Origin of the sequence: Granulicatella elegans ATCC 700633, assembly GCF_000162475.2 — a bacterium.
Lineage (GTDB): Bacteria > Bacillota > Bacilli > Lactobacillales > Aerococcaceae > Granulicatella > Granulicatella elegans.
On sequence record NZ_KI391971.1, the window covers coordinates 316,234 to 331,338 of the forward strand.

Annotated in this window: 10 protein-coding genes; 9 read left to right on the plus strand and 1 reads right to left on the minus strand. The window is 31.3% G+C overall.

Annotated elements, in window-relative coordinates; genetic code table 11:
• Positions 1 to 92 precede the first annotated feature (92 nt).
• A complete protein-coding gene (locus HMPREF0446_RS01400; RefSeq protein ID WP_006703522.1) occupies positions 93 to 1,826 on the plus strand; it encodes an ABC transporter ATP-binding protein in 1,734 nt (577 codons plus the stop codon).
• A 1-nt stretch (position 1,827) separates the two neighbouring features.
• Positions 1,828 to 3,573 carry an ABC transporter ATP-binding protein gene (locus HMPREF0446_RS01405; RefSeq protein WP_020991259.1) on the plus strand — a complete coding sequence of 582 codons (1,746 nt, stop codon included), beginning with the start codon at positions 1,828 to 1,830 and terminating at the stop codon, positions 3,571 to 3,573.
• Between the two features lie 83 nt (positions 3,574 to 3,656).
• Here HMPREF0446_RS01405 and HMPREF0446_RS01410 read toward each other — a convergent pair whose 3' ends face one another.
• Complete coding sequence (locus HMPREF0446_RS01410) at positions 3,657 to 5,600, minus strand: ABC-F family ATP-binding cassette domain-containing protein (RefSeq protein ID WP_006703524.1); 1,944 nt, start codon at positions 5,598 to 5,600, stop codon at positions 3,657 to 3,659.
• Positions 5,601 to 5,855: 255 nt separating this feature from the next.
• Between HMPREF0446_RS01410 and HMPREF0446_RS01415 the strand changes: the two genes are divergently transcribed.
• From HMPREF0446_RS01415 to HMPREF0446_RS01445, 7 genes are all read left to right on the plus strand, one after another.
• Positions 5,856 to 6,491, plus strand: coding sequence for a redox-sensing transcriptional repressor Rex (locus HMPREF0446_RS01415; RefSeq protein WP_006703525.1), 636 nt, complete (start codon positions 5,856 to 5,858; stop codon positions 6,489 to 6,491).
• 331 nt (positions 6,492 to 6,822) lie between these two features.
• Positions 6,823 to 7,014 carry a hypothetical protein gene (locus tag HMPREF0446_RS01420; protein WP_020991260.1) on the plus strand — a complete coding sequence of 64 codons (192 nt, stop codon included), beginning with the start codon at positions 6,823 to 6,825 and terminating at the stop codon, positions 7,012 to 7,014.
• A 388-nt stretch (positions 7,015 to 7,402) separates the two neighbouring features.
• Positions 7,403 to 7,804 (plus strand): lanthionine synthetase LanC family protein, encoded by a 402-nt coding sequence (locus tag HMPREF0446_RS01425; protein ID WP_040507409.1) that lies wholly within the window; start codon positions 7,403 to 7,405, stop codon positions 7,802 to 7,804.
• A gap of 9 nt (positions 7,805 to 7,813) precedes the next feature.
• Positions 7,814 to 9,424, plus strand: a complete 1,611-nt coding sequence (locus tag HMPREF0446_RS01430; RefSeq protein WP_006703526.1) for an ATP-binding cassette domain-containing protein — start codon at positions 7,814 to 7,816, stop codon at positions 9,422 to 9,424.
• A 406-nt stretch (positions 9,425 to 9,830) separates the two neighbouring features.
• Complete coding sequence (locus HMPREF0446_RS01435; protein WP_006703527.1) at positions 9,831 to 11,450, plus strand: ATP-binding cassette domain-containing protein; 1,620 nt, start codon at positions 9,831 to 9,833, stop codon at positions 11,448 to 11,450.
• Positions 11,451 to 11,770: 320 nt separating this feature from the next.
• A complete protein-coding gene (locus HMPREF0446_RS01440; protein ID WP_020991262.1) occupies positions 11,771 to 13,336 on the plus strand; it encodes an ATP-binding cassette domain-containing protein in 1,566 nt (521 codons plus the stop codon).
• A gap of 29 nt (positions 13,337 to 13,365) precedes the next feature.
• Complete coding sequence (locus HMPREF0446_RS01445; RefSeq protein ID WP_006703529.1) at positions 13,366 to 14,973, plus strand: ATP-binding cassette domain-containing protein; 1,608 nt, start codon at positions 13,366 to 13,368, stop codon at positions 14,971 to 14,973.
• Positions 14,974 to 15,105: the final 132 nt, after the last annotated feature.

Consider the following 15,105-nt stretch of genomic DNA (forward strand, 5'->3'; position numbering starts at 1 on the left):
CTAATGTTTCGAAAAGTTTTTTGTGTTTATTTGCATTTTTTATAGACTTTGTTACAATTTAATTATTAAATTTTTGTATTAGGAGTAAGTTTTTGAAGACATTATGGAAATATGCTAGTTATTATAAAAAAGAAAGTTTGCTAGCACCTTTATTTAAATTATTAGAAGCTAGTTTTGAACTATTTGTGCCATTAGTGATGGCTCAATTAATGGATGTTGGAATTGCTCAAAATCGCCCGTCCTATATTCTAACGATGTGCGGTTTGTTAATGATTCTTGCAATTATTGGTTTAGTTGTTTCGATTACTGCGCAGTATTTTGCTGCTAAATCAGCAACTGGCTTTGCTAAGAAATTACGCTATGCTTTATTAGAAAAAATCACGGTAATGAATTTTTCAACCATTGATCAACTTGGGACGGATTCACTTATTACAAAAATGACAAGTGATATTCAACAAGTTCAAACAGGTTGGAATTTATTTTTACGCTTATTACTTCGCTCACCTTTTGTAGTGTTAGGGGCAATGATAATGGCGTTTATTGTAAATGTACAAGCAGCTTGGGTATTTGTTGTGACGATTCCTGTTTTAGCGATCATTATTTATGCTATTTTATTAAAAACAATTCCTTTATTTACAAAAGTACAAGAAGGAATGGATCGTATCACTCAAAAAACAATGGAAAATTTAACAGGAGTGAGAGTTCTTCGTGCGTTTAATCGAGTAGAAATCGAACAACATACCTTTCAAACTGAAACAGATACATTAGCGAATCAACAAAAATTCGTCAGTAATCTATCGAGTTTAACCAATCCGATTACAATGATTATTATTAATATTGCGATTATTGTGTTATTACAGTTAGGAGCGGTACAAATTGATACAGGAATCTTAACAAAGGGAGAAGTGATAGCCTTAGTAAATTATATGTCGCAAATTTTGTTAGAGCTTATTAAATTAGCGAATCTAACGATTCAAGTGACACGTTCCATTGCAAGTGCTAAGAGAATTGAAGCGATATTGACGATTGAACAACCTAATGAGTTTGCAGAAGTAATGGGTAACTTATCTTCAACAGAAGAGACAGATATTGTACTTTCATTTGAAAATGTTTCTCTGAAATATGAAGGAGATAGTCATGAAGTATTAGAAAACTTAACGTTCTCTCTAAAAAAAGGGGAAACTTTAGGCATTATTGGTGGAACAGGAAGTGGGAAAACTTCACTGATTTCATTGATTCCTAAATTTTATCTTCCAACGAGTGGAACAATTCGTATAAATGGGCAATCCATAGAAAAGATTCCAACAGAAGAATTAAGGCAGAAAATAGGGATTGTTCCACAAAAGGCAGTTTTATTTAGAGGAACGATTGCTGAAAATTTAAGATGGGGAAATGCAGATGCTACAACTCAAGAATTATATGAAGCATTAGAAATTGCCCAAGCAAAAGAAATGGTTGAACAAAAACCAAATCAATTAGAGTATGTATTGGAACAAGAAGGAAGAAATCTATCCGGTGGACAAAAACAACGCTTAACGATTGCGCGAGCTATCGTTAGAAAGCCAGAGATTTTAATATTAGATGATAGTTCTTCTGCTTTAGATTATGCAACGGATTCAGCCTTAAGAAAAGCCATTTCAAAAGCGCCGTTTAAACCAACAACTATTATTGTCTCTCAAAGAGCGGCTTCAGTGATGCAAGCTCATCAAATCATTGTGATGGAAAAAGGAAAAATCGTGGGAATTGGAACTCATGAAGAGTTACTAGAAACAAATGCGATTTATCAAGAAATAACTGCCTCACAATTTCAAAAGGAGGAACAGTAGTATGAAGCATGAAAAAATGGAAGTGTATAAAAAATTATTTCCTTATTTAAAACCATATGGTTTTCTTTTACTATTTTCTCTATTTTTAGCAATCGTTAGTGTGTTATCTAGTGTATGGATTCCAAAAGTAATCGGTCAAACCATCGATGCTATGATAGGAGTTGGAGAAGTACAATTTTCGATTGTGACAAATGGCTTATTATGGATTTTTGTGCTAGCACTAATCAGTATGGTGAGTCAATATGTGATGAGTTTATGTCATAATCATATTGCTTATGGCATGGTGAAATCATTGAGAGATGATGTCTTTATTCATTTATCTAAAATGCCTCTGAGTTATTTAGATATAAAAGCACACGGTTCTCTTCAAAGTATTGTAATCTCTGATACAGAACAAATGGCAGATGGATTGTTATTAGGATTTTCTCAATTATTTACAGGAATCTTAACGATTATCAGTACATTATTTTGGATGTTTAGTATTCAACTAACAATGACAATCGTTGTCCTTCTTTTAACGCCTATTTCATTTGTTGTTGCCTCCTTTATTGCTAAAAAAACATATCATTTATTTCATGACCAATCAACATTAAGAGCTGAACAAACAGCCTTTACTCATGAAACGATTACTGGAATAAAAGTAGTTCAAGCGTATAGTCAAGAAAAAAATGTATTAGAAACTTTTGATAAAATGAACGAAAAGTTAGCAGACCGTTCCTTAAAAGCTATTTTCTATTCTTCGATTACGAATCCAGCAACTCGTTTTGTGAATAGCTTAGTATATACCGTAGTAGGGTTAGTGGGAGCATTTTTTGTATTGAAATCTCAATTAAGTATTGGACAATTGGCAGCATTTTTAACGTATGCGAATCAGTATACAAAACCTTTTAATGAAATTTCAGGTGTGATGACTGAGTTTCAAAATTCAATGGCTTGTGCAAGTCGTGTATTTGAATTGATGGAAGAGCCTATGGAGTCTGAAGAAGGAAAAGAAATCAATTTACCAGAAATGATTAAAGGAGAAGTTTTATTTGAACAGGTGTCATTTTCTTACCAAAAAGACCAATCACTGATCGAGGATTTTTCTTTAGAAGTAAAACCTGGGGAAAAAATTGCGATTGTAGGGCCAACTGGAAGTGGTAAGAGTACACTCATTAACTTATTAATGCGATTTTATGAAGTCGATAAAGGATCTATTACCATTGATGGCATATCCATAAAAGATATGACTAGACAGCAACTTAGACAATTATTTGGAATGGTGTTACAAGAAACTTGGTTGCAATCGGGGACTATTCGAGAAAATTTATTATTAGGAAATCCCAATGCAACCGATGAAGAAATTCAACAAGTATTAATGAAATGTCAATTAGATAAAATGATTGAAAAGCTACCACAAGGATTAGAAACACCTCTTCAACGACAAGGAGAAGACTTCTCACAAGGTCAGAGACAACTCTTGTCCATTGCTAGAGTCATGCTAAGTAAACCATCGATGCTCATTCTTGATGAAGCAACTTCTTCCATTGATACAAGAACAGAGTTGAAAATTCAACAAGCTTTCCAAACATTAATGGAAGGGAAAACAAGTTTCATTGTGGCTCATAGACTTTCAACGATTCAAAATGTAGATAAAATATTAGTGTTGAAAGATGGACAAGTGATAGAACAAGGAACACATGAAGAACTGATTGCAAGGCAAGGGTTTTACCAACATCTTTATCAAAGCCAATGGATGAATGAGTAAGAATTCAAAAAGACTTTTCTTCAGTAGCAGAACATATCGTAAGCTACGAGGAAAAGTCTTTTGTTTTTTGTTTGAGAGACGTATTAAGCTTGGAATTCTTCCAAAGCTAAGCTAGCTTCTTCCCATTCCATCATTACTTCTTCTAATGATTCATTTAAGGTTTGTAAAGTTTGTTGAAGTTCACTAGAACGAGTAGGATTCATATAAACTTCTTCTAACGTTAATTCTTCGTGAACGGAAGAAATTTCTTGTTCGATTTGATGCAGTTTTTCTTCTAGTTGTTCTACTTGTCTTGTTAGAGTACGAAGTTGTTTTTGTTCTTCTTTTGAACTTAAGTAATTTTTCTTAGTATCGGTTAAAGCTACTTCTACTTGAACGACAGGAGTGGCTTCTTCTTGTTTTAAGGCTTCAAGCTCTTGTTTCTTTTCAATATAGTAATCGTAATCTCCTAAATACAAGGTACTTCCTTCAGGAGTGATTTCTAAAATAGAAGTTGCCACTTGATTAATGAAATAACGGTCGTGTGAAACAAAGCAAATTGTTCCATCATATTCAATGAGCGCTTGTTCAAGAACTTCCTTACTATCGATATCTAAGTGGTTCGTTGGTTCGTCGAGTAATAAGAAATTATCATGTTCTAATGAAAGTTTTGCTAAAGCAAGTCTTGCTTTTTCTCCCCCACTTAATTGAGCCGTAGACTTTTCAACATCTTTTCCTGAAAATAAGAAACTTCCTAAAATCGTACGAATATCTTTTTCAGGCATCGTCGTATGTCGGCTCCAAAGTTCTTCTAAAACAGTTGTTTTAGAGTTTAATCCACTTAAATTTTGATCATAGTAACCGACTTGAACATTAGCTCCAAATGAACTTTCTCCTGCAATCCATGGAATTTCTTGTGTTAGAGATTTTAATAATGTTGATTTTCCGATTCCGTTTGGACCAACAATCGCAATCGCTTCTTGTTTGCGTATATTTAAATTGATGGGGCCTGCTAGTGGTTGTCCGTCATATCCAATATAAGCATCTTGCACATTTAACACTTGATTCCCAGATTCTTTTTGAACAGAAAATGAAAAACGAGCGGATCGTGAATCTGACTGTGGTTTTTCGATGCGTTCCATTTTTTCTAATTGTTTTCTACGGGATTGTGCTCGTTTCGTAGTAGAAGCACGAACAATATTTTTCGCAACAAATTCTTCTAATTTTTGAATTTTCTCTTGTTGTTTTTCATAAGCTTTTTGTTGTAGTAAGAAGCGGTTTTCGCGTTCAGTAACATAGTATGAATAATTGCCCTTATAATATTCGCAAGTGTGATGATGAATTTCATATACTTCTTGACAGACTTTATCTAAAAAGTATTGGTCATGGCTGACAATCAGTAGTGATACAGGTGAAGATTTTAAGTAATCTTCTAACCATGTTAATGTTTCAATATCTAAGTGGTTCGTAGGTTCGTCTAAAATTAAGACATCATGTTTTTCTAATAAAATTTTAGCTAAGGCTAAACGAGTTCTTTGTCCACCGGATAATTGTTGAATAGGCTTATCATAATCTTCAGGATAAAATTGGAATCCATGTAAGACAGAGCGGATTTCACCTTCATAGCCATAGGCGTTCATTTTATTTAATTGTTCTTGTAAATCATCGTAACGAGTTAATGTTTGTTGGTAGAGTGATTCATTGGCTAATACATCTGGATTTCCTAATTTATCAGCTATGAAAAGAGCTTCTTTTTTTAGAGTTTCGACACCTTTAAATAATTCAATCATTTCTTCCCAAATTGTATTTTCAGAATCGACTGAAGCATATTGATCTAAGTAACCGATGGAAAGGTCTTTTTTCTTACTGACCATTCCTAAACTAGGTTCTTCAATTCCGGCTAAAATTTTTAATAATGTTGATTTTCCTGTTCCGTTTCTTCCCACTAATGCAATACGAGAACGTTCTTGGACTTCAAGGGAAATATTTTCAAATAGTACATCTGGGCCAAAATGTCTAGCTAGCCCTTGACCTTGTAATAAAATCATGTCATAATCCTCTTTCTATGCAGTTTCAAATTTATTCTATCACACATATGGTAAGTACAAAAGTTTTTAATGTTCTATCTCTAAATGTAAGATTGAGAAAAAATCACAATATACTTAAAATGTGAACATTTTAAGAAATATGTAGAATAAAATGTACAAATCTAATAAATTTATGTAAAAACAAGCATATTGCTTGTGAAAAATATGAAACTTATGCTAAAATACTTATGAAATTTGATATAAAGGAGACTAAAAATGAAAAAAATTGAAATTCCAAAAGCTACCGCAAAGCGCTTAGCAATTTATCATCGTTATTTAAGATTTTTACATGATGCAGGAAAACGCCGTATTTCATCAACAGAATTAAGTGATGCAGTTAAAGTAGATAGTGCGACAATCCGTCGTGACTTCTCATATTTTGGAGCGTTAGGAAAACGTGGTTATGGTTATGATGTGGAGTATTTATTAGACTTCTTCAGTCAACAATTAAATCATGATCGTTTAACAAATGTTGCTTTAGTGGGAGTGGGAAATTTAGGACAAGCTTTATTAAACTATAATTTCCACCAAAGTAATCATGTAAGAATTAGTGCTGCGTTTGAAGTTGACGAAAGTATGGTAGGAAAAATTGTGAGTGGAGTTCCAGTTTACTCTATGAATGATTTAGTAGAACAACTTCGTGTACAACAAATTCAAGTGGCAATTTTAACGGTTCCTCAAGAGGTTGCTCAAGAAACTGCTAATTTATTAGTGGAAGCAAATGTTCGTGGTATTTTAAACTTTACACCGCTTCGTTTAACTGCACCGGATCATATTCGTGTTCAAAACGTTGACTTAACAAATGAATTGCAAACTTTGATTTATTTCTTAGATAACAACAATAATAACTAATTGTAGAAACATCTTGTAAATGCGGAGAGCATTTATGAGATGTTTTTTTTTGCGTAAATGACTTTGTCTATAGTGGCAGTATGGACGGCAGCAAACCTTCGGTTTCATGCCTAAACTTTGAGCCTAGGGTCTCAAAGTTTCCAGTAATAGAAGTCGGAGCGACTTCTATTACTACTGCTACTATGAAAAGTCATTACTTGTTTTATGGAAGGGAATAACGGTTTGATGGGGAGTACGTGAAGCGTAAATGATTCTGTTGACAGATAGTTGATTTAGAATTACAATCAAGTTAGTTAATTAACTAATTTGATTATGAAAGGGGAGATGGCATATGTTTAATATAAAATGGAATGGTAATCAAGTAATAAAAGAAACAACATCAGGATTGTTTAAAAAAGAAATTGGGTACAATGAGCAAGTAATGAAAGAACAAGAAAAATTAAAAGTTATGAATGCGCATACAGGTGGAGGGACTTCTTCATCTACACCATCTTCTTCAGAACCTAGTATTGTGATGTTTTAATTTTGTTACTATTTTAACAGTACATTTAAGCTGTAACATAGATTACCGAAGCTATGTTACAGCTTTTTATGTTTATGAAATGTGGAGGTTTTTATGAATTGTTATATTGACAAAAGGTGGTAACTAGAATATCCAATTATGGCTATAATGAAATACTTACATATATTTAATTGATGAGAAAAGCAGATAATATACAAAGTAAAAAAAGCATATTACAAGAACTATCGAAAAATATAAAGATTTTAAGTTCATTAGCTATTGCTAGTATAGATACTTACGATGCACTAAATAATATTAATATATTAGGAAATAATAAAGTTGAATCATTATAGATAATGGGAAAAATATTATTCATAGAGTGGCATGTTTAGATAAGAAAATGGATATTATGGAATCTGATTCGTGTGATTTTTCTTGGTGTTATGGTTTGGTTGGGATAAGCATATATATGAAAGATTTAGAAGAAGCTAAAGATTTACTTAAGGAAATGCAACATTATATGACCAATTCGCTTGCCAAGTTGATAACTATGGATTTTCTTCCTATAAATAATCATCAAGTTTGTTTGTGCCATGGCATAGCAGGGCTTATATATTATCTCTGGCGTGAGGGTTATTTAGAGTGTAGTCATAATATTTTAAGATTATTGAATCGATATTATGAGCGCCTATTTATCGAACTAAACCAAGATTTTCGAATTCTAGAGGGGTATGGTGGTATGTTATTGGTTATGTTAGCATTACACATGAATAAACAATTCAAAGGGGATATTCTATTAGGATATAGTTAGGAGATTAATATGAAAAGTTTAATGAAATATATAAAAAGAGAATGGAAAAAGAATAGTTATGTGTTATTGACAATTATTGTAGGGCAAGCTTGTTTAGTATTGTGGGGAGTTAGTATAGCTAATTTAGTGACGGCTTTAGCCAAGTTGGAAATTGAAACAGCAAAGTTATTAAGTGTTCAATTGCTTGTTATCTTCATGGTATGGATGTTTCAACTATTTTTTGAGAGAAAATTACTAACAGATGCAGTTCAAAGTATGGATTGCAGAATACGAGAGGATATTGCGCAAGAATTAGTGACAACAGATTACCTTTCTTTTAATGAAAATGAACAGGGTGTTTATTTGTCTTGGTTGACGAATGACATCATGACGATTAATCAACACGGTTTTAACAACTTAGAGATGATGATTAATCAGGCTGTGGGGATTGCTTTGAGTGTATCGGCTATAGTTTATTTTCATTATTCAATTATTGTCGTAATAGTGTTATTATTTATAGCAATGGTGTTAGTTCCAAAAAAATTTAGCACCAAAATGACAAGTAGTATGGAAATTATGACCAAAGTCAGTGATGAGGTGACGAGTACTTTTACAGATGTACTGCATGGATTTAATGATTTATCAAGTATGAATTTAGGAGATTATTTTAAGGATAAAATCTTATTTGGATCGTACAGATTAAAAAAAGTAAAGGTACAATACGCTGTTGATTCTGGGAAAATGATATCTGCCACAAATGGATTAAGTTTATTTAGTCAAATTATCTTATTGGTATTTACAGGGTATTTATATGTAGAAGGGTATGTCCCTATAGGAGCTATAGGTGGAGTGCAGTTTTTCGCTGCAACAATTTTCTCGAGCCTAACAGGGTTTAATGCTAATTATGCGGAACTGAAAACCGTTCAACCTGTGTTTGAGAAATATAGTAAGAAATTAAAAAGTAATTGTGAAAGAAATGATGGGAAAGTCGTCAATGAGCTAACAAATAGTATCCGGTTGCAAAATATTCATTTTAGTTATCCTAATACTGAACGTGTTGTTTTAGAAAATATGAACATGGAAATTAAAAAGGGAGATAAGGTAGTGATTACTGCTGAATCAGGAAAAGGGAAATCAACACTGTTAAATATTATGAATCGTCGTCTAGAACCAACTAAAGGTAATATCTACTGGGATAATATTTCTTATAAAGACTTAGACATTACTAGTTTACATAATTCTATAATCTACATTGATCAAAATCCACATTTATTTAATGCAACGATACGTGAAAATATTATTTTAAATGAATCGATAGAGGAAGATAGATTAGAAAATATTTTAAAACAGGTTGGTCTTAGCGACTGGATTGATTCTTTGGAACTAGGGTTAGAAACAATTATTGATTATCAAGCAAAAAATATTTCTGGCGGACAGAAACAAAAAATAATATTAGCAAGAGGTTTGTTGAGAAATAAAAAAGTCGTGTTATTAGATGAAATTACTTCATCGCTAGATAATCAATCTGCACTAGAAATAGAAAAATTGTTGTTCGATAATGACACGCTTACTGTAGTAATGGTAACTCATCATCTGTCAGAGTATGTGATTCAAAGATTAACTAAACAATATGTTTTGTAACTGAATAACTTTCTTTTATTACGAAATATTACACTGAGACTTAATGTGTAGAACAAATAGTGGAGTATTTCATATCAGCATGTTTTCTGTAGTGACCCCAAAAAGTTTAACTTTTTGGGGTCACTACATTTTTGCGTAAATGACTTTGTCTATAGTAGCAAAGGACGGCAGCAAACCTTCGGTTTCATTGCTACTCCTACAATGAAAAGTCATTGTTCAGTGTCAAAATGTGTTTCGTGTAGGATTTTTATCGAGAAGTTTTCTAATCGTATTGTTTTTGTTTTTTAATTAAACTATAATCTGAATAGGAAGTTGTTTAATCTTCTAAAATTTAATGTGAAGGAGGTAACATCATGTTTTTTAATCGAGTAATATTTGTATTTTAGATTTTTATGGAGGAAATTTAATGTATCGTTATATTCGTAAAAGTATGAAACCATTTATTGCCTTTTCTTTCGTTAGTATGCTTGGGGCAGTATCTGTTGTTTTTATGGCTTATATTATTAATTTATTAGTAGAAACTATCACCGAAGGTAAAATTGAAAATTTTATATGGATTGCAGTTTTATCCTTTGTTTATGTATTGATTGATTCATATTTAGATTATGCAGTAGATGTTGTAAATGAAAGACTTACTCAGGAATTAATGTATCACATTCGAGAAGATTTACTCGAATCAATTGAAAGTCAATCCATTATGGAGTTTGAAAAATTAGGTAGAGATTACTACTTAAATATGTACACAAAAGATTTAGAAACTATTGAAAGTGATTATATTAAAGAATTGTTAAGTATGTACAATGATGTATGGGTATTTATTTTAGGATTCGTATCTGCCATAGTCATTAGTCCTTTGTTTGCTATTTTAATGATTGGATTAAGTTCGTTACCATTTGCGTTGCCATATTTTTCAAGAAAAATTTTAGGAAATGCAAAATTAAATTTATCTCAAATCAATGAAAAGTATTTATCGTTATTAACAGAGATATTCGATTCTTTTACAACTTTAAAAGTATATGATGTTTTTCCGTTATTTAATAAACGTTTAAGAAGTAAAAGTCGTGATTTAGTAGAAGCAAAGGTATACGTAACTCATACTAATAAATTTGTTTATGCAATTTCTTATGGATTGAGAATGTTTGTAAATGTATTCTCTTGGGTATTAGGAGGCTATTTTGTATTAAACCATTCGGTTACTTTAGCAGTATTTTTTACAATTAAACAATTAACACAATATGTAGCATATCCTATTCAAGGATTTGGAGCGAGTTATACGGAAGTAGTCGCTGCTAAAAGTGTGAAAGATAAAGTGTTTGAAATCATTGATCAAAGAAAAGTTAACGTCGTAAAAGAAGAATCTAATATCCAGAAAATTATTTTTGAAGATTTTTCGGTAAATTTTGATGAAAAACTAATATTTCAACATTTGAATCTTCAATTAGAAAAAGGGAAGAAGTATCTTTTGATTGGTGAAAGTGGTAGTGGAAAATCAACCTTTTTAAAATCGCTGATTGGGTCAATTCCTGTTGAAAATCATTCATTGAAATTTCAATTAGAAAATGGGAAATCGTTGTATAGTTCTGAATTAGAAAAGATTTCTCATCAAATTTCTTATATTGGACAAGAAACTTCACTCTTTCAATTATCATTAAAAGAGAATATTAGCTTACAAAATTCTATTACAGATGGGCAGTTTCAAGAGTTATGTAAGCAAGTTGGATTAGAAAAATGGGCGGATCAGTCAACGGAGTTGGATAGTATTCTTTCGACTGCATCGGGTGGTGAAAAGAGAAGAATTGATTTGGCGAGATTATTATTCTTTGATAGAGAAATTCTATTATTTGATGAACCGACTGCTGGGTTGGATTCTCAGAATCGCTTGAAAGTAGAAGAAGTAGTGAAACAGTTAGAAAATAAATTAATCGTTTATAGTACACACCAATATGATGAAGAATTTATGCAACAATTTGATTATTGTTTAGAAATACAAGATGGAAGCATTGTGATGAGGGAAAGAAAAGCGTAAATGACTTTGTTTATAGTGGCAGTAAGGACGCAAGCAGCCTCGCAAAGCGAGTCTCATTGCTAAACTTTGAGCCTAGGGTCTCAAAGTTTCCTGTAATAGAAGTCGGAGCGACTTCTAATACTACTGCTACTATGAAAAGTCATTACTTGTTGTATCTAAGGGGATAGCGCTTAGAAGTAGAATACGTAAAGCGTAAATGACTTTGGCTATAGTAGCAGAGAGGACGGCAGCAAACCTTTGGTTTCCTGTCAGAATACTATTTACTAAAACACTACTTTGCGATATAGTGAACAATAATGCTGAAAAAAGGAGGGAGCTTGATGAAAAAATATTTTTCCTTAACAGTTGTCTGTGTGATGGGTGTTTCGTTTCTATCAGTCTTGTTAAATTATCAAATAAAGGACGTTATTGATGCTGTTTCGAATCAAGATACCTATACTTTCTTTTCTCAAATTGCTTATTTGCTTGGTATTATTTTACTTTTATTAGTCGTAGAATATGGTAGAAAAGTTTTTAATATATTGTATTTGAATAAAGTAGGGAGTTATTTTCATTCCAAATCCTTAAACTATTCAGTTGCAAAAGGTATTTCACTTCAAGAAGAAGAACAATTATCTGTTGGTGAAAAAGTATCAGAAATAACAAATGATATTGAAATGGTTAAAGAGCTTCATTATGATACAAAAATTTCTATGATACAAGGAGTGACTTCTTTTATATTTTCTACGATTGCTTTGTATTATCTGAATATTTGGGTTGCTACCGCAATTTTATTGACAATGTTACTTCCAATTTTGATTCCTTTACTGTTTAAAAATTCTTTGAAAAGAAAGCAAGAATCGATTTCATTGGCAAAGAAAAAATATATAACCTATTTATCGGATTTATTAAGAAATAAATTATTAGTTAAAAATAGTCATTCTTATAGAACAATTATGGGAGTAGCTGTTCATAAGTATGAGAAAATAAATACAGATACTTTAACAAAAGAACGTCAAGTAGCATTAGTGGATATATTAGTGGGATTTGGTTTTTATATGACTTTAATCGCTATTCTTTTAGTAGGTGGAATACAGGTGTTACATGAGAAAATGACAATTGGAGTGTTGATTTCAATGTTTTCCATTTCTCAAGAGTTAACATTGCCTGCTAATTTAATTGCTAGTTCAATTAGTCAAATCCAATCGGTACAATCCATTTTTGAAAATTTAATGAAGCAATCGAACAAAGATAACCCTAAAGAAATATCATTAGAAAATTTAGAGAATATTCGGATTGAAGAAGTTTCAATTCCGTTTCAAAATTTCATGATTGCTCATTCTAAAAGAATGATTTTTGAAAAAGGAAATAAATATTTAATTACAGGTAAAAGTGGTGGGGGAAAATCGATCTTAACACTTATTTTAACGGGAAATTTAACAGCATTTAATGGCGAAGTGTATTTAAATGATAAAAAACTTCAAGATATTTCGTATGAGAGTCTTCAAAAGGAAATAAGTTATATCCCTCAAAATGTATCACTTTTCCATGATACAATACGGAATAATATAACTTCTTACCAAGAAATAGATGATGAAAGATTGTTAGAGTTGATTTATCGTTTTCAATTACAAGATAGATTTCCAACGATAGAATCTTTAGAACAAGTATATACTGAAGATTCAAGTCTTTCAGGTGGGCAAATTCAAAGAATTATTTTAATAAAAGTTTTGTTAGAAAATAAAAAATGGATTATTCTTGATGAAGCTATTTCTGCATTAGATAGAGACTTGTATCGAAAAATTGAACATGAGTTATTGCAACTAGAGGATAGAACTGTGATTCATATTTCTCATAGGGAAGAATCATTAGTTAATGATTTATATGATGAAGTGATTCAGTTGTAGAAAATACTTAAAAAAAGGAGAAATGAAATATGCTGAGTTTATTAAAATTATTCCAATCGATTCCAAAGAAAATTCTTTTGCTCATTGTTATTGGAATGGGTATTACGGCATTGGATGGGATTGTAATTCCTTATTTTATTTCCAATTTAATCGAAGTGGGAACTTCTAAAAATGTTTCAGATTTAGTACTTATTTCGATTGTTGGGATATTAGGGTATGGTTTTGTTCGTTTTGGAGTGTTTATTTGGGATGAATTTCAACAACGACTATTAAAATTATTGTCGATACAAACGAAAGAAAAACTAATTACGAATTATTATGCAGGTGACTTTGAACCAACTGAAGTGGAATCCATTTTATTAACGGAATGGAATGTGATTCAACAACAAGGAATTGTTTCGTTTATTAGTTTTGTCTATTGTCTGACTTTTTCTTTTTTTACCTTTATTTATATCGCTGTTTTAGATCTGAAAATGACAATTATATTCTTAGCGTTTGCAATTTTACCTTTACTCATTCCGCATTTGTTTACGAAGAAGATTAAAGTTAAGGCACAAGAGTGGTCACAGAATAATCAACAATATATTGCAAGGCAACATGAATTTATTGATTATAAACGTGTGATTAAAAATTTTCGAGTAGAATCGATTGCTATTTCGAATTTGGGTAGTAAAATTCGTGCTACCGAAGAAGATTATTATCAGATGAATCATTTACGTTTTCTTTCAAAAATATTAGCGAATTTAGTATCAGGAATTAGTTCTTTTCTTCCTTTAGCAATTGGTGTTTATTTTTCTATTCAGGGTGATTTGAAATTATCTGTTGTCATGGCAATTTATTTAGCAAGTGATCGTATTATTAGTCCATTATTAAATGCAATGGATTTTTATCAAAAAATGAATACAACGATTCCAATGGTTCAGCGGATGAATAAATATTTGGAGTTTGAACCGATGAAGGAAGAAGAAGTACTTGTCACAGAAGTTTTTCCTATTCAATTAACGAATATTCATTTGACATTAAAAGAACATACGATTTTAAATGAGTTACACTTTATGATGAATAGAGGAGAACGGATTTTATTAATGGGGCCATCAGGAAGTGGGAAAACAACTTTATTAGATTGTATTTATGGAGATATCCATCCACAATCTGGTCAAATAAGTTTTGCAGGAGTCGAGGCATCTGAGACGAATAATGCTTTTCAAAAAGCTAAGATTGGTTATTTTATGCAAGAATCTACTATTTTCATGAATTCATTAGCGTTTAATCTAACCCTTGGTGAAGAGTATTCTATAGAACAGATGGAAAATATTTTAAAAGAAGTGCATTTGTCTTATTTATTGGAACGATATGATTTATTGGATGAAACTGTAAACTTAGTTGACAATTTATCTGGAGGAGAAAAAGCCCGATTATGTTTAGCTCGATTATTGCTTCGTTCTTATGAAGTATTATTAATAGATGAATTTTCTTCTGCAGTTGATGAAGAAACAACTACTTTTATTCGAGAACTATTAAAAGACAGACAAATTAGTTTCATTGAAATTTCTCACCGTATACCGAAACATCCAGAGGACTATCACAAGATTTATGTGTTGGAAGATGGAAAGTTAAAAGTAACTGAAAAAATTTAAATGGAATGAAAATATATTTATTGAAAAGGACACTTTATGTGTCTTTTTTTGTTAAGAACATTAGATTTTTAAACTTTTTCAAACAAAATAATTGAATTATAAAAGCTAAAAATAGTATGATAGATAAAACAT